The sequence below is a fragment of the Enterobacter sp. IF2SW-B1 genome, assembly GCF_001743375.1.
GTDB classification, from domain to species: Bacteria; Pseudomonadota; Gammaproteobacteria; order Enterobacterales; family Enterobacteriaceae; genus Enterobacter; species Enterobacter bugandensis.
In genome coordinates this window covers 326,511-344,150 of sequence record NZ_MJAA01000003.1, presented here as the reverse complement: position 1 = coordinate 344,150, position 17,640 = coordinate 326,511, and the positions used below count along the sequence as shown (strand labels likewise).

Annotated in this window: 16 protein-coding genes; 8 read left to right on the top strand and 8 right to left on the bottom strand. The window is 59.9% G+C overall.

What is annotated here, in order from left to right:
• Nucleotides 1–8: 8 nt before the first annotated feature.
• The 6 genes from A6013_RS09265 to A6013_RS09240 form a co-directional block, all read right to left on the bottom strand.
• Complete coding sequence (locus A6013_RS09265; RefSeq protein WP_069732927.1) at nucleotides 9–1,415, bottom strand: sucrose-6-phosphate hydrolase; 1,407 nt, start codon at nucleotides 1,413–1,415, stop codon at nucleotides 9–11.
• Nucleotides 1,415–2,785, bottom strand: coding sequence for a sucrose-specific PTS transporter subunit IIBC (locus A6013_RS09260; protein ID WP_028013216.1), 1,371 nt, complete (start codon nucleotides 2,783–2,785; stop codon nucleotides 1,415–1,417). Before A6013_RS09260 ends, A6013_RS09265 begins: the two co-directional genes overlap by 1 nt.
• Nucleotides 2,786–2,851: 66 nt before the next feature.
• Nucleotides 2,852–4,369: a carbohydrate porin gene (locus A6013_RS09255; RefSeq protein ID WP_063437974.1), complete on the bottom strand. Its 1,518-nt coding sequence runs from the start codon at nucleotides 4,367–4,369 to the stop codon at nucleotides 2,852–2,854.
• 172 nt (nucleotides 4,370–4,541) lie between these two features.
• The gene (locus A6013_RS09250; RefSeq protein WP_069732926.1) at nucleotides 4,542–5,432 is read right to left on the bottom strand and encodes an aminoimidazole riboside kinase; all 891 of its coding nucleotides are present in this window, start codon (nucleotides 5,430–5,432) and stop codon (nucleotides 4,542–4,544) included.
• 88 nt (nucleotides 5,433–5,520) lie between these two features.
• Nucleotides 5,521–6,732: a diguanylate phosphodiesterase gene (locus tag A6013_RS09245; protein ID WP_069732925.1), complete on the bottom strand. Its 1,212-nt coding sequence runs from the start codon at nucleotides 6,730–6,732 to the stop codon at nucleotides 5,521–5,523.
• Nucleotides 6,733–6,827: 95 nt separating this feature from the next.
• Nucleotides 6,828–8,309, bottom strand: a complete 1,482-nt coding sequence (locus A6013_RS09240; RefSeq protein WP_069732924.1) for a carboxylesterase — start codon at nucleotides 8,307–8,309, stop codon at nucleotides 6,828–6,830.
• A gap of 266 nt (nucleotides 8,310–8,575) precedes the next feature.
• Here A6013_RS09240 and A6013_RS09235 point away from each other — a divergent pair, with 266 nt between their 5' ends.
• From A6013_RS09235 to A6013_RS09205, 7 genes are read left to right on the top strand one after another with little or no spacing between them, the layout of a single operon-like run.
• A complete protein-coding gene (locus A6013_RS09235; protein WP_045630451.1) occupies nucleotides 8,576–9,430 on the top strand; it encodes a MurR/RpiR family transcriptional regulator in 855 nt (284 codons plus the stop codon).
• 12 nt (nucleotides 9,431–9,442) lie between these two features.
• The gene (ddpX, locus tag A6013_RS09230) at nucleotides 9,443–10,018 is read left to right on the top strand and encodes a D-alanyl-D-alanine dipeptidase (RefSeq protein ID WP_069732923.1); all 576 of its coding nucleotides are present in this window, start codon (nucleotides 9,443–9,445) and stop codon (nucleotides 10,016–10,018) included.
• A gap of 14 nt (nucleotides 10,019–10,032) precedes the next feature.
• Entirely contained in the window at nucleotides 10,033–11,565 is a 1,533-nt protein-coding gene (locus A6013_RS09225; protein ID WP_069732922.1) for an ABC transporter substrate-binding protein, read from the top strand.
• A gap of 23 nt (nucleotides 11,566–11,588) precedes the next feature.
• Nucleotides 11,589–12,611 carry an ABC transporter permease gene (locus tag A6013_RS09220; RefSeq protein ID WP_069732921.1) on the top strand — a complete coding sequence of 341 codons (1,023 nt, stop codon included), beginning with the start codon at nucleotides 11,589–11,591 and terminating at the stop codon, nucleotides 12,609–12,611.
• Nucleotides 12,608–13,501, top strand: coding sequence for a D,D-dipeptide ABC transporter permease (gene ddpC / locus A6013_RS09215; protein ID WP_041909883.1), 894 nt, complete (start codon nucleotides 12,608–12,610; stop codon nucleotides 13,499–13,501). Before A6013_RS09220 ends, ddpC begins: the two co-directional genes overlap by 4 nt.
• The gene (locus A6013_RS09210) at nucleotides 13,501–14,487 is read left to right on the top strand and encodes an ABC transporter ATP-binding protein (protein ID WP_069732920.1); all 987 of its coding nucleotides are present in this window, start codon (nucleotides 13,501–13,503) and stop codon (nucleotides 14,485–14,487) included. Before ddpC ends, A6013_RS09210 begins: the two co-directional genes overlap by 1 nt.
• Nucleotides 14,480–15,409: an ABC transporter ATP-binding protein gene (locus tag A6013_RS09205; RefSeq protein WP_069732919.1), complete on the top strand. Its 930-nt coding sequence runs from the start codon at nucleotides 14,480–14,482 to the stop codon at nucleotides 15,407–15,409. Before A6013_RS09210 ends, A6013_RS09205 begins: the two co-directional genes overlap by 8 nt.
• Here the strand turns inward: A6013_RS09205 and A6013_RS09200 are convergent.
• Nucleotides 15,406–16,155: an SDR family NAD(P)-dependent oxidoreductase gene (locus tag A6013_RS09200; RefSeq protein WP_048999630.1), complete on the bottom strand. Its 750-nt coding sequence runs from the start codon at nucleotides 16,153–16,155 to the stop codon at nucleotides 15,406–15,408. The two genes, A6013_RS09205 and A6013_RS09200, sit on opposite strands and share 4 nt — an antisense overlap.
• A 112-nt stretch (nucleotides 16,156–16,267) precedes the next feature.
• Between A6013_RS09200 and A6013_RS09195 the strand changes: the two genes are divergently transcribed.
• A complete protein-coding gene (locus tag A6013_RS09195) occupies nucleotides 16,268–17,173 on the top strand; it encodes a LysR family transcriptional regulator (protein ID WP_069732918.1) in 906 nt (301 codons plus the stop codon).
• Nucleotides 17,174–17,196: 23 nt separating this feature from the next.
• Here the strand turns inward: A6013_RS09195 and A6013_RS09190 are convergent, their stop codons facing one another.
• A complete protein-coding gene (locus tag A6013_RS09190; RefSeq protein ID WP_028013230.1) occupies nucleotides 17,197–17,625 on the bottom strand; it encodes an OsmC family protein in 429 nt (142 codons plus the stop codon).
• Between the last annotated feature and the right edge of the window lie 15 nt (nucleotides 17,626–17,640).

The following is a 17,640-nucleotide window of genomic DNA, read 5'->3' as shown; positions in this document are numbered from 1 at the left end:
CAAAACCCTCATTCTATCATGCAGGCGCGCAGCGACCAGTAGCGTAATGTGATGTCGGACGCACCTTCGAATCGCACCCGGGCTGGATGGTCAGGAAAATAGCGGCTGCTCATCACCCCTTCACCGTGATTGATGAAAATTTCAACGCTGGAGCCATCGCACAGAACGCGCAAATGACGGACGTCACCCAGCCAGAAGCGGGTCAATGTTTCACCGGTTTTCAGGCTCGCGCGTTCAAGGCGTAAACCCTGCTCATCGACCGTGAGGCGCAGCGCGCCTGCGAAATCGACATTCACCTGCGATGCGCCCAGTTCAAACTCAAGGCGCGTCGCGTCCAGTTCCGGCGCCTCGCTGGTGCGCCCCTGCCAGCGCTGCTCTTCTTCGCGCAGCGCCGCCAGCTCGCGCGCCGGAGTCTGCCAGAGCCTGCCGTCGCGGAAGCGTAATTCACGCGGGCAGGTCATCTGGTGCATCCAGCCGTGCGTCCGCGTCGGCTGAAGCATCTCTTCCCCGTCCGGTACGCCCATCCAGCCGATCAGAATACGTCGCCCGTCCCCCGCCAGCGTCGTTTGCGGAGCGTAAAATTCAAAGCCCGCGTCCAGCTCGTGCAGATCGCCGTGATCGAATGCGGCGCTGGCATAGTCAAACGCCCCGCTCATCCAGGTGGCCGGATAGGTATTGAGGTAGCGATGCGGCTCGCGCGCCAGCCCCTGCGGGCAGCAGATCAGGACGTGCGTTCCGTCGAGGGCGAACAGGTCCGGGCACTCCCACATATATCCCGCATCCGTCAGGCCGTTGACGCCGTGACCAGCGATCTCCCCGCAGGACGTCCAGGCATGCAAATCGGCTGATTTAAACAGCAGCACTTTGCCGCGCTTTTGCACATCCTGCGCACCCAGCACCATGTACCACTCCCCGTCGTGCTGCCATACCTTCGGGTCACGCACGTGGCCGGTGTAGCCTTCCGGCAGCGCCAGCACCGGCCCCAGCTTCGTAAAGGTTCCGTCCGGCTGCTCCACGGCGAGGCACTGCCAGGCGGTGCGGCTGCCGTCATCAAACTTTACGTTGCCGGTGTAGCACAGCGTGAGAACGCCGTGGTTGTCCACGGCGCTACCGGAGTAGCAGCCGTTGCGGTCATACTCTTCGTCGGGCATCAGCGCCAGCGGCTCATGCTGCCAGTGCACCAGGTCCGCAGAGCTCCAGTGCCCCCAGCATTTAAAGCGATGCTCGCAGGCCAGCGGGTTCCACTGATAAAACAGGTGGTAGCGTCCGGCAAACCAGATAAACCCGTTCGGGTCGTTCATCAGCCCCGTCACCGGCGCGGGGTGCCACTGCGGGTAATGGCTATCCGCCAGCGCCCGCGGCTGCCCTTTCATAACGGCCTGCAGGATCGCAGGCCAGCGGGAAAGTTGCGTCATTATTCAGAGTCCGTTTTATATTTCAGCAGCAGCGAGACGGTAAACGCCACGCCGAAGGCAATCACCATGCCGATAATATAGTTAAGGAGCGAGCTGGCCTGAACGATAGCCATGCCCGGAATAGCGGTCAGCCCGACGGCGGTCATGTAGACATGCACTGACACCACCCAGGCTCCGCCCGCCGCGCCGCCGATCAGCGCCGCGATAAACGGCTTCACGAAGCGCAGGTTGATACCAAAAATGGCCGCTTCGGTAATGCCCAGCATCGCAGAAAACGCCGACGGTAAGGTAATGGCTTTGATTTTGGCGTCTTTGGTTTTGAACCACACCGCCAGACAGGCGCCGCCCTGCGCCACGTTCGCCATGGCCCAGATCGGCAGCAGGAAGTTTACGCCAATGGACGGGTTACCCAGCAGCCCGGCTTCAATCGCGTGGAAGCTGTGGTGAATACCGGTGATCACAATCACTGAATACAGCCCGCCGAACAGCAGCCCGGCCAGCCAGCCCGCGTGTTCAATCAGCGTGCTCAGAATAAAGGAGATGCCGTCGCCCAGCGCGCGCCCTGCCGGGCCGATAATCAGCAAGGCGATGAAGCCAGAGATAACGACGGTGAGGAACGGCGTCAAAATCAAATCCAGCGCGTCCGGGATCGCGCGGCGCAGGTTTTTCTCGACGATGCTCATAAACCAGACGGCCAGCAGCACCGGGAATACCGTGCCCTGGTAGCCAATCATCGCGATCTCAAGGCCGAAGAAGTTCATGGTGTGGAAGCCGGAGGCCACGCCCCAGGCGTTGGTCAGTGCCGGGTGGGTCAGAATACCGCCCAGCGTCGCGCCCAGATACGGGTTCCCGCCAAATTCCCGCGCCGCGGTAAAGCCGATCAGGATTGGCAGAATGATAAACGCCGCCGAGCTGCACATGTCCAGCATGATGTAGAGGGCGTTATCCGCATTGACCCAGCCGTAGGTTTTCACCATGCCGAGAAGGCCCATCAGCAGGCCGGACGCCACAATGGCGGGAATGATCGGGACAAAGATATTTGAGAGCAGACGCGCAATGCGCTGGAACGGGTTCAGCTTGCGCGCGGCGATATCCGCCGCTTCAGACTTGCTGGACTCGCTAATCCCCGCCGCCTGAATAAACGCGGCGTAGACCTTATTCACCACGCCCGTGCCGAAAATGACCTGCATCTGCCCGGCGTTATGAAAACAGCCCTTCACGCCCTCGACCTTGCCAATCGCCTGCCGATCGGCAAGCGCGTCGTCGACCAGCACCAGACGAAGACGCGTAGCGCAGTGCGCAGCGCTGGCGATATTTTCCTTGCCGCCCAGCAGCGGAATAAGCTCGCGGGCGATTTGATTAACATCCATAGATACCTCTGCCTGACTTCTTTTTATGATGTGCGAAACGCTCCCGCCGTGCGGGAGCGTGATGGGTTAAAACCAGGTTTCCATCTGGACCCCAAAGTTCCATTCCCCGCCGGCGTTGAAGCCGCTGCTGCCAAAGGCATCATCGCTGGCGTAATTATCCAGTTTGCTGCTCCAGTCCATCCAGGTGGCAAACAGGCGCAGCTCCGGGCGGCTGAAGAAATCGCCGATTTTGCTCGCTTTTAACGTTGGCGCAAAGGTCAGCTTGTAGAAACTGCCGTTAACGGCGTTGCGGTCCTTATAGCCTTCCGGATGTAAATCCATGTACTGATAGCTTCCCTCAAACGCCAGCGCGAAGTTCTGGGTCACCTCTTTAATCAGGCGGGTGTTGAGCGTCACCCACTCATAGCTGTCGCCCTTGACGTAGCGATCTTTGCTGCTCTGTGCCAGCACGGCAGGCGCGATACTCCAGCCACCGCCGACAGGCGTGACACCGTAACTTGCGAAGCGCCAGGTATCGGCATCAGACAGCAGCGCCCCGTCGGAACCGATGCTCTTAACTTCTGCACCCAGGCCGTGGCCGTACAGCAGCGCCGTTTTGGCACTCCCTTCCCGCAGGCCATAGAAGCTCTCGTTGTGCAGCCCCACCAGGGCATGAACGCCGTTATTGGCCGCGTCGGTTTTGATGAGATCGCCGTTAGCGTCTTTACGGTCGTCGTTATCCTTCGCCCGCAGGCCGCTCACCATTACCTGCAGCGGCCCGGCAAAGTGGTTCATGCTGAGGATGTAGTTCTGAACGTTGTTGTCGGTCTGCTCCACGCTGCCGAAGTTGCGGCCGTAGATCGAGAAGTTGCTGCGCAGCGAGTCGTTCCACTTCACGTCGTAGACGCCGCCGCCGGTACCGGCCAGGAACACCACGTCGGAATCCAGCCAGTGAATATCAAAGTTGTCGCGGTCGAAGCGTTTACCCGCCCAAAAGGTGCTGCCCTTCAGCGCGCCGGTAAAATCAGGCAGGTTACCCAGCTCCGCAAAGGCCTGGCGAATATTGAGATCGCTGGTATCGGCTGACCAGTCGTTATAGGTTCGCTGACCGTCGGCCAGCATCGCCTTGAAGCGCGTGGTCGCCCCGTTATCCAGGGTTTGCTTGTGCTCCAGGTTCAGCTCGACGTAGGTGTCGGCTTCGTTACCCAGACGCCCTACCGCACCGCCGGTTTCCCCGGCTGGCGTCAGGTACGGGCCGCTTTTGCTGCTGGAGGCCGCGTCGTTCATCAGCAGGCCGGAGCGGGCGTAGCCGTGGAACTCAAATCCGCTGCTCTGATCCGCTTTTTTCTCCAGCGCGGCGGTACGCTGCGCCACCGCCTGGGTTGTGGTTTGCGTCTGCTGCTGGGCGGCGACCAGCTGCTGCGTTTTTTGTTCGGCTTCGCTGGCGCGTTTTTCGGCGACCTGCGCACGCGCTTCAGCAGCTTGAAGGCGCTGCTCCATCGCGGCAAGGCGCGCTTCGATACTCGTCATATCCGTCTGGGCAAAAACAGAGGTACTGCCGGCCAGCATGCCTATCATCACGGCAAGTCTGCGTTTTTTATACATTTTGTCGCATCCCTAAAAGTATTAATCGAACGTGCTAAATTGCTAAACCGGTTTAGGCTGCTGATACTAAACCCGGGAATTTTGGATCGGCAATCTTTTTTGCTAAACCGTTTTAGTAAGTGTGATCGAGGCGACAATTCAGGCCGCCGGACGGCGGCCAGTGAAGGAAGGATTACAGGTCGTGCTGCCAGGGCAACGCGGTCATCGCCCCCTTTGCCGTGGTGGCTAACGCGCCACAGCGCTGGGCTAAGGCGATTGCCGGAACCAGCTCCTGACCGGCGGCCAGCCCGAAGAGCAGCCCGGCGACGAAGGCATCGCCTGCGCCAGTGGTATCGACACATTGCACAGGGGTAGCCGGATAGTGTTTCACCGCGCCCTGATGCCAGGCGATAACGCCCTCTTTTCCCTGGGTGACCAGCACCAGGCGCGCCGGGCAGCGCTCCATCAGCGTGTTCAGACCTTCTCTTACATCCGCATCGCCGGTTAAAAATGCCAGTTCCTCAACGGAGAGCTTGACCACGTCGGCGCTCTGCAGGGCCTGTTCCAGGCAGCGACGCAGCGCGTTCTCATCCGGCCAGAGATCCGGGCGAATATTGGGGTCGAAGCTCACGTAGCCTCCCGCTTCCCGAATGTCGGCCATCGCCTGAATGGTCGCCGAGCGGCTCGGCTCTGCGCTTAGCGCGATGGAACAGACGTGCAGCCACTCGCCCGCGCTGAACGTCGGCAGGTCAGCGGGTTCAAGAAACAGATCGGCGCTCGGGCGCACCATGAAGGTAAACGAGCGTTCGCCGTGGTCGTCCAGATCCACCACCACCGTAGAGGTACGGTGGGCCGGGTCAAGGCGCATATGCTTCACGTCGACCCGCTCGTCAGCGAGCGTTTTCGCCATAAAGCGCCCGAAAGGATCGTCGCCAACCCTGCCGATAAACGCGCTTTTGCCCCCCAGCCGGGCAATGCCCACCGCGACGTTTGCCGGTGCGCCACCGGGGCACTGCAGTAATTTCCCTTCGCCATCGGGCAATAAATCCACCACCGCATCGCCAAGTACCCAGATTTTTTCCATGTGACCCTCTTAGCTAAACTATGTTAAACCGTTTTAGCTATTTAAGCACAGGCAGGGAAAAGGGGAAATAACGCGGGAGGAAAATTGCCTAACGCCTCAGATGCGGCCAGCGAATATCGCCAACGCCGTTAAGCTGCGGACGGGCAAACAGGAAGCCCTGGAAGCGGCGGATCCCGGCAGATTCGAGCCAGCACCACTCCTCTATTTTCTCGATCCCTTCGGCCACCAGGGTAATTTCAAGATCGGAGCAGCAGCTGATGATGGAGCGCACAATCGCCTGCTTCGGGCCGCTGAGGTGGATATCGCTGATGATTTCGCGGTCGATTTTGATTTTATCCGGCTGGAAGCGGGTCAACAACGAAAGCCCGGCATAGCCCGAGCCAAAATCATCGATCGCCAGGCCTACCCCCTCACCGCGAAGCCGCTTGATGGCGCTGTTAAACTGGTTGAACCCGGAGATCATCTCGTTTTCAGTGACTTCAATGACCACCTGCTCCGGCTGAAGGCCATGTTTTTTAATCTCATCGACCAAAAATTCCACCGCGCCAGGGACATTCACCAGCGACATGGGCAGCAGGTTTACCGCGATTTTATGGCTACCAATGCCCAGTTTTTCCGCCAGCGCGAAGGCATACGCTTTCGTCTGGAGATCGACTTCATAGATTTTCGCCGGGTCCAGGGAGCTGAAGAAATGTTCCGGGCTGCCGCCGTCATTGCTACGGATAAGCGCCTCAAGGGAGCTGATTTTCCCTTCCGAGGGCTCGACAATTGGCTGCAGCGCAAACTGGCAGGTTTGCCCGGCAATCAGGCCCAGATGTTCGCCAAAGGGTAGCGCTTCGGTCGAGAGCGTCCATTTGTCCGAGGTGTAACGCGTCCCCGACGGGGCCGGACGTTTACCGGTTATAAAGGTCTGAATAAATTTGAACACCCGGTCATCAGATGTCAGATAGCTGTCCAGCTTGCTGTAGCGCAGCACCGACTGCAGCACCTCTTTCGGCGACTGCGTTTGCAGGTCGAACAGAAGCATACCGACGTTTTCGAAGCGTCTGCGCGGACCATAGTCCCGCAGCAGTTCAACCACCCCACTGTGCCGCTTGTCCTCACGGATGGTGTGGAACAGTTTGACCACACTCTCTTCCGAACCTTCGAGGATCTGCAGAACGTCATTCCCTTTTGCCAGGAGGACGCCGGTAATATCCAGTTTTGTGTTGCGGCCTCTGGCGCGCTCCACCAGCTCCCGCAGTTCTGTGGACGGGCGGGATAAATTCAACTGGCTTCGGTAGATCAGCGTCGTCAGCACAAAAAGGGGTTCCAATGATGATGAGAGGTGCCTTGAAGCTACTATGTAACATACTTAATCAATGCGACCTAACATATTCACGCCACAAGGGAACATTACTTTTCCCCATCGCCAATCCTGCTGTCGATCCTCTCCTGCATATAGTCGTAAAACGGGTTCGAGGTGACCCGCATCAGCGCCTCTTTTCCGACGCTCAACACGGACGTTTCTCCCCACAGCGCAATTGTCCCCAGGCTTATCCCGTAGCGGTTTTTCACCCCAGGCTCACGGCCATAGAGATCGTCATCCGGCGGGAACGGCACGGCGATATGCGACAAGGAATAGACATCCTGCGGCCAGGTCTGCACAAGCGGCACAACCGTCTCCCGCGTGCTGCCTGCTGGCGTTGTTTTCGCCACCGTCGAGAAACTGTGTGCGTCCGCATTGGTAATAATCGTGACACCGTAACGTCTCTGCGCAACCGGCAGCAGCGCCGAGGTTGCCGTCCACGACGACGGCTTGAACAGCGGACGGAAGCTGGCCGCCTGATTGATATCAAACACCACCAGCTCGCTGCCGTTTGCCGGAAGCTGGTCAAACAGGCCGGTCACCACCGCGCGGGTGCTGACCGTAGAATCCATGACCGACTGGAACGCCAGCACAGGCGGCAAATTCACCAGCCTGTTCTCCCGCGCCTCGCGGCCAATCTGCTCCTGCAGGGCCTTCGTCAGCAGCCACGACTGGCGGGCGGCGTTCACCGGGAACGAGTTGTATTTATACGGGTTATATTCCGGGGAGATATTCAGCCACGCCGCTTTGGCAAACGGCGGCAGCAGCGCGGGTAGCCCCGCAAAACCGGCAAAGCGCGCAAAGGCCGTCACGCCGATCATCGGTGAGAGCAGGATTACCTGCTGCGGTCGACGAAGCGCAGAGGAATCCAGCGCATCGAGAGCATATTTCATCGCCAGCGCCCCGCCGTTGGAGTACCCCACCAGATGCAGCGGCACGTTATCTCTCGTCAGGCGCGTGGCTTCCCGCACGGCAAGACGCGTCGCCGCGAGCCACATCTCCCAGTCAACGTCGGTCAGCGCGCCGGGCGCGGTGCCGTGTCCGGGCAGGCGCGGAACCACGGCCACAAAGCCGTGCTGCTGATAATTTTCGGCAAGGTGCCTGACGCTGTAAGGCGAGTCCGTCAGCCCGTGCAGCAATACCACCGCGCCACGGGGTTTTCCTGCTGGCATCAGCACAAATGAACGGTTGGCATCGGGCGTGAACTGTCCCGGCCAAACCAGGCTCTGGCGATAATAGCGGTTTAGCGGCGTTTGTTCCTCGCCCGCTGTTTTCGCCGTCACCGCCCTATCAAGCTCGGCGAAAATGGCGTTTTCCCGGGCAACATACCCGGCAAAGTTGGCGTTATTGAGTTCACGCACGGACATCTCGTTCGCCCGCCAGGTGTGCCAGAGGTGCAGGTCCGGCCCCTGCTGCGAGAGAAACACCCGCACTGCCAACAGGACGACCAGGACGATCCCCACGACCATCCCTGTTTTCTTTGCAAGCGCCGTCAGGCGCACGCTGATTCGCCAGGGCAAATTCGCCATGCCGGGATCCCTTTTATGTTCACTGTCCTTTTATCTTATCAAAAATGTGAACGGACTGACGTATTCATCAAATTCATACCTGCCGCGTCAGCCGCTGCACCAAAAGTGAACTACGCTGCACAAATGTTGATCATTGGTTAACTAAATTTTGCGTGAAATTAACAGCACGGCGGGTTTTTACCTCACCGTGAACATGGCACGCGTCGTGCATTGTTAACCCGGTAACACAAATCCAGCTTTTGACAGCCAGTTAACAGCGAGGCGGTATGACGACGAAACCCGAGATGTTGAGCCGTATCGAAGCGACGTTCAGCCAGCTCACTCCCAGCGAAAAGCGGGTCGGGAGCTGGCTGCTGGCGCACGCCGCACAAATCCCGTTTGAAACCGCGGAAAGCGTCGGTCTGGCGAGCGGGACCAGCGGGATCACCGTCGGACGCTTCCTGCGCAAGCTGGGGTATCGCAACCTGGAAGATGTCAAAAAGAGCCTGCGCGATCCGTATCAGCCCTGGGGCATGAACGAGCGGCTGGACTCCTGGCAGCAGCAGCGCCCCCTGCCCAACCGCCTTCAGCATGCCCTGTCGCTGGAGGTGGACGCCATTACGCAGGTGTATCAGCTGGCGCAAACGGATGCCTTCCGTCAGGTGGTGCACAACCTGGCCCACGCCGACGCGGTGTTTGTGCTGGGGATCCAGTCCACGCGCGGGATCGCCAACGCCTTCTTCAGCCATCTCGAGTACCTTCGCCCGCGCGTGAGCTATTCCGAAGGCGCGTCCGGCAGCTGGGTGGAATCCCTCAACTCCGGGTTTTCGCACCCTTACGTTGTGCTGACCGATACGCGAACCTATTCCACGATGGCCCGCCAGTACTGCCGCGTGGCGAGCGAAAAAGGGATCCCGCTGGCCTTAATCACCGACATCTGGTGCCCGTGGGCGCGGGATTACCCGATGGATTTACTGCAGGTGAAAACCGATACCGGTCATTTCTGGGATTCGCTTGCCCCCGTGAGCTGTCTGTTCAACCTGCTGCTGTCGGGCGTGGTGGAAGCGCTGGGTGATGCGCTCCCGGCGCGTCTGGCGGTAAACCGACAATTACAACAAGAGTTTGGTCAATTCGAACGCTAAAGGAGCGGAGCTATGCCCGATGAGAGTGAACTGATTGACGTGGCGAAGACGTTTCCCACGCTGCATATCGATCTGAAGTACGCCACCGCCGACAACATCACCGGCAGGCCGATCTATCAGGAGGCGCTGTGCCTGCTGCATTCCGACGCCGCCACCGCGCTGGCAAAAGCCATCAGCATTGCCGCCCTGGCCGGGCTGAAGCTGGTGGTGTACGACGCCTACCGGCCGCAGCAGGCGCAGGCCCAGCTGTGGGACGCCTGCCCGAACCCGGAGTATGTGGTCGACGTGGCAATTGGCTCCAATCACAGCCGCGGTACGGCCATCGACGTCACGCTGATGGACGAGCATAACAGCGTGCTGGATATGGGCGCCGGTTTTGACGAAATGCATGACCGTTCGCATCCGTATCACCCCTCCGTAGCGCCGCACGCCCAGCGCAACCGTCTGCTGCTGAATGCCATCATGTTCGGCGGCGGTTTTGTGGGGATTAGCAGCGAATGGTGGCACTTCGAACTGCCGAACGCCGCCAGCTACCCGCTGCTTGATGACCGTTTTGCCTGTTTTCCCCTGACGCACACCTCTCTTTAACCTGGAGCACTGCCATGAAAACATCGCTTCTCACGACTCTGATTGCCGCCACGCTGGCGTTGAGCGCCCCGCTGGCGCTGGCCGCCGTCCCGAAAGACATGCTGGCGATCGGTAAAGCCGCCGACCCGCAAACGCTCGACCCTGCCATCACCATCGATAACAACGACTGGACCGTCACCTATCCGTCCTACCAGCGTCTGGTCAAGTACAAGCCCGGCTCTACCGAGGTGGAGGGCGATCTGTCGACGGGCTGGAAGGCGTCCGACGACCAGAAAGAGTGGACCTTTACCCTGACGGATAACGCCAAATTCTCCGACGGCACGCTGGTCACCGCCGAAGCGGTCAAACTCTCCTTTGAGCGCCTGCTGAAGCTCGGCCAGGGGCCGTCTGAAGCCTTCCCGAAAGATCTGAAAATTGATGCCGTCGATGACCACACGGTGAAATTCACCCTCAGCCAGCCGTTCGCGCCTTTCCTCTACACGCTGGCAAACGACGGGGCGTCCATCATTAACCCGGCGGTGCTGAAGGCCAATGCCTCGGACGACGCGCGCGGTTTTCTGGCGCAAAATACCGCCGGTTCCGGGCCGTTTATGCTGAAGAGCTGGCAGAAAGGCCAGCAGCTGATCCTGGTCCCGAACCCTCACTGGCCGGGCGACAAGCCGCACTTTAAGCGCGTCTCGGTGAAAATTATCGGCGAGAGCGCTTCACGCCGACTGCAGCTTTCCCGCGGCGATCTGGACATTGCCGACTCCCTGCCGGTCGATCAGCTTGCGGCCCTGAAGCAGGAAGGCAAAGTCGCCGTCGCGGAATACCCCTCCCTGCGCGTGACCTATCTCTATCTCAACAACAGCAAAGCGCCGCTCAATCAGGTGGATTTACGCCGGGCCATCTCCTGGGCGACGGACTATCAGGGAATGGTAAAAGGCATTCTGAGCGGCAACGGCAAGCAGATGCGCGGCCCGATCCCGGAAGGCATGTGGGGCTTTGACGCCGCGGCAATGCAGTACAGCTTCGACGAGGCCAAAGCCAAAGCGGCGCTGGAGAAGGTCAAAGACAAACCCGCCAGCCTGACCTTCCTTTACTCGGACAACGATCCGAACTGGGAGCCTATCGCCCTCTCCACTCAGGCGAGCCTTGGCAAGATCGGCATTAACGTCAAGCTGGAAAAACTGGCCAATGCCACCATGCGCGACCGCGTCGGTAAAGGCGATTACGACATTGCCATCGGCAACTGGAGCCCAGACTTTGCCGACCCGTACATGTTCATGAACTACTGGTTCGAATCGGACAAAAAAGGGCTGCCGGGCAACCGCTCGTTCTATGAGAACAAAGAGGTGGATTCGCTGCTGCAGGCCGCGCTGAAAACCACCGACCAGGCGGAACGCACCAAAAATTACCAGCAGGCGCAAAAGGTGGTGATTGACGAAGCGGCATACGTCTATCTATTCCAGAAGAACTACCAGCTGGCGATGAACAAAGAAGTCAAAGGCTTCACCTTTAATCCAATGCTCGAGCAGGTGTTCAACATCGCCACCATGAGTAAATAACGGTTCTCGTCGGGGGAAAGCGTATGACGTTCTGGAGCATCGTGCGCCAGCGCTGCTGGGGGTTACTCCTGGTGGTGGCCGGTGTCTGTATTATTACCTTTATTATTTCACACATGATCCCCGGCGACCCGGCGCGTCTGCTGGCGGGCGATCGCGCCAGCGACGAAATCGTGCAGAACATTCGCCAGCAGCTGGGGCTGGATCGGCCGCTGTATGTGCAGTTTGGCCGCTACGTGGACGCCCTGGCCCACGGTGATTTAGGCACATCCATCCGTACCGGACGCCCGGTTGCGGAAGACCTGAAGGCCTTTTTCCCCGCCACGCTGGAGCTGGCCTTTTGTTCTTTGCTGCTGGCGCTGGTTATCGGCGTGCCGCTGGGGATTTTGTCGGCGGTGTACCGCAACCGCTGGCTGGATCACCTGGTGCGTTTAATGGCGATGACCGGGATTTCCACGCCTGCATTCTGGCTTGGACTGGGCGTGATTGTCCTGTTCTACGGGCATCTGCAGATTCTGCCGGGCGGCGGCAGGCTGGACGACTGGCTCGATCCGCCGACGCACGTCACCGGGTTTTATCTGCTGGACGCCCTGCTGGAAGGCAACAGTGAAGTCTTTTTCAACGCGCTGCAGCACCTGATTTTGCCCTCACTGACGCTGGCGTTTGTTCACCTGGGCATCGTGGCGCGCCAGGTGCGCTCGGCAATGCTGGAGCAGCTTAGCGAGGACTACATCCGCACCGCACGCGCCAGCGGGCTGCCCGGCTGGTACATCGTCCTGCGTTACGCCCTGCCGAATGCGATGATCCCGTCCATTACCGTGCTCGGACTGGCGCTGGGCGACCTTCTTTACGGCGCCGTCCTGACCGAAACCGTCTTTGCCTGGCCTGGTATGGGCGCCTGGGTGGTGACGTCCATTCAGGCGCTGGACTTCCCGGCGGTGATGGGCTTTGCCGTCGTCGTTTCGCTGGCCTACGTGCTGGTTAATCTGGTGGTCGATCTGCTTTACCTGTGGATTGACCCGCGAATCGGGCGCGGAGGTGCCGAATGATGTTAACGCAGGAAACACCCGTCCCGGTGAAAACCGCCAGACAACGCATCAACTGGGCAAAGCTGTTCTGGATGCTGCGCCAAAGCCCGCTCACGATTGTCGGCGGCGTCATTATGATCGCGATGCTTTTGCTGATGGTGACCTCGCCGTGGATAGTGCCGCATGACCCGAACGCGCTGGATCTCACCGCCCGCCTGCAGGCACCTTCTGCGCAACACTGGTTTGGCACCGATGAGGTGGGACGCGACCTGTTCAGCCGTGTGCTGACGGGCAGCCAGCAGTCGATTACCGCCGGGCTGGCGGTGGTGGTGATTGCGGGCGGCATTGGCTCGCTGCTGGGCTGTTTGTCCGGCGTACTGGGCGGGCGCGGCGACGCCGTCATCATGCGGGTGATGGACATTATGCTCTCCATTCCTTCTCTGGTGCTGACCATGGCGCTGGCCGCCGCGCTCGGTCCGAGCCTGTTTAACGCCATGCTGGCGATTGCGATTGTCCGCATACCGTTCTACGTGCGGCTGGCGCGCGGGCAAACCCTGGTGGTGCGTCAGTTCACCTACGTGCAGGCCGCCCGCACCTTTGGCGCCTCCCGCTGGCATTTGATCCGCTGGCATATCCTGCGCAACGCCCTGCCGCCACTGATCGTGCAGGCATCGCTGGATATCGGCAGCGCCATTCTGATGGCCGCCACGCTGGGGTTTATTGGCCTGGGCGCGCAGCAGCCCACCGCCGAATGGGGCGCGATGGTGGCCGTGGGCCGTAACTACGTCCTGGACCAGTGGTGGTACTGCGCCTTTCCCGGTGCGGCAATTTTGATTACCGCCGTGGGCTTTAATCTGTTTGGCGACGGTATCCGCGATCTGCTGGATCCGAAGTCAGGAGGCAAACAGTAATGACCGAACCGGTACTCAATATTGAAGACCTGCACCTGAGCTTCCCGGTTTTTCGCGGGGAGGTTCATGCGCTGAACCACGTTTCGCTGGAGATCGGCAGGGGCGAAATTGTCGGCGTGGTGGGCGAATCAGGGTCGGGCAAATCCGTTACCGCCATGCTCGCCATGCGCCTGCTGCCAGAGGGCAGCTACCGTATTCATCACGGTCAGGTGAGATTACTCGGTGAAAACGTCCTGACGGCGTCCGAGAAACAGCTTCGCCAGTGGCGCGGCGCTAGAGTGGCGATGATTTTTCAGGAGCCCATGACCGCCCTCAACCCGACGCGGCGGATTGGCAAACAGATGGTGGAGGTGATCCGCCAGCATCAGCCGCTTTCCCGGCGCGAGGCGCAGCAGAAGGCGATCGCCCTGCTGGAAGAGATGCAAATACCGGACGCGAAGGAGGTCATGGCGCGTTATCCGTTTGAACTCTCCGGCGGCATGCGCCAGCGGGTGATGATCGCCCTTGCCTTCTCCTGCGAGCCGGAGCTGATCATCGCCGACGAACCGACCACCGCGCTGGACGTGACCGTTCAGCTCCAGGTGCTGCGGTTGCTGAAGCATAAGGCGAAGGCCAGCGGCACCTCGGTGCTGTTTATCAGCCATGATATGGCCGTAGTGTCCCAGCTCTGTGACAGAATGTACGTAATGTATGCGGGCAGCGTGATAGAGAGCGGCGCCACGCAAACGCTGATCCACCGCCCTGTGCATCCCTATTCTATCGGCCTGCTGCGGTGCGCGCCGGAAAACGGCCAGCCGCGCGACCTGCTTCCCGCCATCCCCGGCACTGTGCCCAACCTGAGCCAGCTTCCGCAGGGGTGCGCTTTCCGCGAGCGCTGCTTTGCCGCGGGGGCAAAATGCAGCGAAACGCCGCGCCTGCAGCCGCATGGCGCTGAGGGCCAACAGGCTGCCTGCTGGTATCCACAACGGGAGAAACACCATGTCTGATGTACTGCTGGAACTGGATAGCGTGCACGTGAACTTTGCGGCGCGCAAAAACTGGCTGGGCCGCGTGACGGAACGGGTCCATGCGCTCAACGGGCTGGATCTCCAGATCCGTCGGGGCGAAACGCTGGGCGTTGTCGGGGAATCCGGCTGTGGGAAAAGCACGCTGGCGCAGCTGCTGATGGGGATGCTTAAACCCAGCACCGGCGCATGCCAGCGTGCCCACCACGCCGGTGGCATGCAGATGGTGTTTCAGGATCCGCTCTCCTCGCTCGACCCGCGATTGCCGGTCTGGCGCATCATTACCGAGCCGATGTGGGTGCAAAAACGCAGCAGCGAGCGCGAGCGCCGTCAGCTGGCGGCGGATCTGGCGCTGCTGGTGGGCATTCGCCCGGAATATCTCGACCGCCTTCCACACGCCTTCTCCGGCGGACAGCGCCAGCGCATTGCCATCGCCCGGGCACTTTCGTCCGACCCGGATATCATCGTGCTCGATGAACCCACCAGCGCGCTGGATATCTCCGTGCAGGCGCAAATCCTCAACCTGCTGGTGACGCTACAGCAGCAGCGTAATCTGACCTACGTACTGATCTCGCATAACGTCTCGGTGGTCAGACACATGAGCGACCGCGTGGCGGTGATGTATCTCGGACAGATTGTGGAGCTGGGCAGCGCCGCGCAGGTACTTGGCGAACCGCGCCATCCCTATACCCGCCTGCTGCTTGATTCGGTTCCTCGCACCGGAGAGCCGCTGGATGAAACGCTGGCGTTACGCAAAACGGAGCTTCCCGGCAACCGTCACCTGCCCGAAGGTTGTTTTTTCCGCGACCGCTGCCCGATGGCCGCGCAGGGGTGCGAACATCCTCAGCCGCTACAGCCCTCTCGCGAGGGCCGTCACGTTCGCTGCTGGCGCAGCCTGGGTTAAATTTGCGCCATCCCGCCGTCCACAAACAACTCGGTGGCGTTGATAAAGCTGGCCGCGTCGGAGGCCAGAAACGCCACCGCTTTACCCACCTCGCCCGGCGCGCCTAAACGTCCGAGCGGCACCTGCGCGGCCAGCGCGTCGTACAGCCCCTGGCGGTGTTCTTCCGGCACCAGATCCCCTAAACCAGGCGTTTTGATCGGGCCCGGGCTTACGACATTGACGCGGATCCCACGGCCCTGCAAATCCAGCGCCCAGGAGCGGGCAAAGTTACGCACCGCGGCCTTACTGGCGCTGTAGACGCTGAAGTTGGCCGTCCCCTTAATCGACACCGTCGAGCCGGTCAGAATGATCGACGAGCCGGTTGATAATAGCGGCAGCGCCTTCTGCACCGTGAACAGCACCCCGCGAACGTTGGTGCCAAAAATCCGGTCAAACTGTTCTTCGGTGATCGCGCCCAGCGGCAGCATATCGCCGCCACCCGCATTGGCGAACAGAATATCGAGACGGCCTTCTTCTTTTGCTATCCGGGAATAAACCGCATCCAGATCGGCAAGCTTAGAGACGTCCGCGCGAATGCCCACTGCGTCAGAAGCAATCTCTGCTACCGCGGCGTCAAGTTCGGCCTGACGACGCCCGGTGATGTACACCTTCGCGCCCTGTGCCGCCAGCTCCTGCGCCGTGGCAAGACCAATACCGGTGCTGCCGCCGGTGACCAGTGCAATTTTTCCTGAGAGAGTCGTGTTCATGTCATTTACCTTTTTGTGTTTGCGTTGGACAGACTTTATCCCTTGCGACATTTATGAAAAATGGGCAAAAATGAAAATGACTATTCACCCATGGAAATAATCAGGGGTCATCATGGATCAGCTCATGGCGATGCGCGCCTTCACGCGGGTGGTGGAATCCGGCAGCTTTACCCGCGCGGCGGACTCGCTGAATATGCCGATCGCCACGCTGAGCAAACTGGTTAAATCCCTTGAGGCGCACCTGGCGATACGTCTCCTTCACCGGACGACTTGTCGGGTGGTCACGACGCCTGAAGGGCTGGAATACTATGAAAAAGCGCGCCGGGTGCTGATTGATATCGAAGATATCGACACCTCGTTTCGCGTTTCCCGCGCGACGCCCAAGGGACATTTGCGGGTTGACGTGGGCGGTTCCACCGCACGGGACGTGCTCATCCCCCTGCTGCCGGATTTTATGCAGCGCTACCCGGATATCCGTATCGATCTTGGCGTGGCCGATCGTCCGGTCGATCTTATCAGCGGTAACGTAGACTGCGTGATCCGCGGCGGCCCGCTGAACGATTCAACGCTTATCGCCCGTCATCTCGGTGACGCTCAGATGGTCACCTGCGCGACGCCGGGTTACCTTAAAAACCACGGCGTTCCGGCCTATCCGCAGGAGCTGCGCAACGGCCACAAGCTTGTTAGTTATCTCTCTCCCGTCACCGGGCGGCCGTTTCCGTTTCGCTTCCGACAGAACGGCGAGGCGCTGGAAATCACTATTCCGCACTATCTCGGCGTCAATGAAAGTAACGCTCATCTGGCGGCTGCCGCGGCGGGTCTGGGGATCGTTCAAACCTTTGAGTATTCAGCTAAGACCTATTTGCAGACGGGAGCGCTGGTGGCGATTCTGGGTGACTGGCAGCCTGCCGCGTACCCGTTTCACGTGGTCTACCCGCAGAACCGGCATTTAACGCACAGACTGAAGGTGTTTATCGCCTGGCTGGCGGAGGTGTTCCCCGCCGCGCTGAAGGGATAGCCGGGCGCAAACCCGGCTGTGATTTAGTTAAGCTTATAGTCCAGGGTAATTTCGGCCTTGAGCAACTGCGACACCGGACAGCCCGCTTTGGCTTTCTGAATAATGCCGTCAAACTGCTGTGGCGCAATGCCCGGTACGGTGACCTTACTTTGCAGCGCAACCTTAGTGATGGCAAAGCCGCCGTCGGTTTTATCCAGAGAGACGTCCGCGGTCGTATCAATCGAATCAGCGGTATAGCCCGCTTCACCCAGCATCAGCGACAGCGCCATGGAAAAACAAGCCGCATGTGCCGCGCCGATCAGCTCTTCCGGGTTGGTCCCCTTTTCACCCTCAAAGCGGGTGTTAAAGCCGTAAGGCTGTTGGTTGAGAACGCCGCTCTCGGTGGAAACCGTTCCTTTCCCGCGCTTAATGTCGCCAGACCAGTGTGCCGAACCGTGCTTATGAATCGTCATTCTTGCTCTCCTTTT

Excerpts from the sequence above, each read along its gene's own strand:
- A6013_RS09255 (WP_063437974.1), bottom strand. The coding sequence starts at position 4,369 with ATGTATAAAAAACGCAGACTTGCCGTGATGATAGGCATGCTGGCCGGC.
- A6013_RS09250 (WP_069732926.1), bottom strand. The coding sequence starts at position 5,432 with ATGGAAAAAATCTGGGTACTTGGCGATGCGGTGGTGGATTTATTGCCC.
- A6013_RS09235 (WP_045630451.1), top strand. The coding sequence starts at position 8,576 with ATGACGACGAAACCCGAGATGTTGAGCCGTATCGAAGCGACGTTCAGC.
- A6013_RS09265 (WP_069732927.1), bottom strand. The coding sequence starts at position 1,415 with ATGACGCAACTTTCCCGCTGGCCTGCGATCCTGCAGGCCGTTATGAAA.
- A6013_RS09225 (WP_069732922.1), top strand. The coding sequence starts at position 10,033 with ATGAAAACATCGCTTCTCACGACTCTGATTGCCGCCACGCTGGCGTTG.
- A6013_RS09195 (WP_069732918.1), top strand. The coding sequence starts at position 16,268 with ATGGATCAGCTCATGGCGATGCGCGCCTTCACGCGGGTGGTGGAATCC.
- A6013_RS09260 (WP_028013216.1), bottom strand. The coding sequence starts at position 2,785 with ATGGATGTTAATCAAATCGCCCGCGAGCTTATTCCGCTGCTGGGCGGC.
- A6013_RS09240 (WP_069732924.1), bottom strand. The coding sequence starts at position 8,309 with ATGGCGAATTTGCCCTGGCGAATCAGCGTGCGCCTGACGGCGCTTGCA.
- A6013_RS09210 (WP_069732920.1), top strand. The coding sequence starts at position 13,501 with ATGACCGAACCGGTACTCAATATTGAAGACCTGCACCTGAGCTTCCCG.
- ddpC (WP_041909883.1), top strand. The coding sequence starts at position 12,608 with ATGATGTTAACGCAGGAAACACCCGTCCCGGTGAAAACCGCCAGACAA.
- A6013_RS09200 (WP_048999630.1), bottom strand. The coding sequence starts at position 16,155 with ATGAACACGACTCTCTCAGGAAAAATTGCACTGGTCACCGGCGGCAGC.
- A6013_RS09205 (WP_069732919.1), top strand. The coding sequence starts at position 14,480 with ATGTCTGATGTACTGCTGGAACTGGATAGCGTGCACGTGAACTTTGCG.
- A6013_RS09220 (WP_069732921.1), top strand. The coding sequence starts at position 11,589 with ATGACGTTCTGGAGCATCGTGCGCCAGCGCTGCTGGGGGTTACTCCTG.
- ddpX (WP_069732923.1), top strand. The coding sequence starts at position 9,443 with ATGCCCGATGAGAGTGAACTGATTGACGTGGCGAAGACGTTTCCCACG.
- A6013_RS09190 (WP_028013230.1), bottom strand. The coding sequence starts at position 17,625 with ATGACGATTCATAAGCACGGTTCGGCACACTGGTCTGGCGACATTAAG.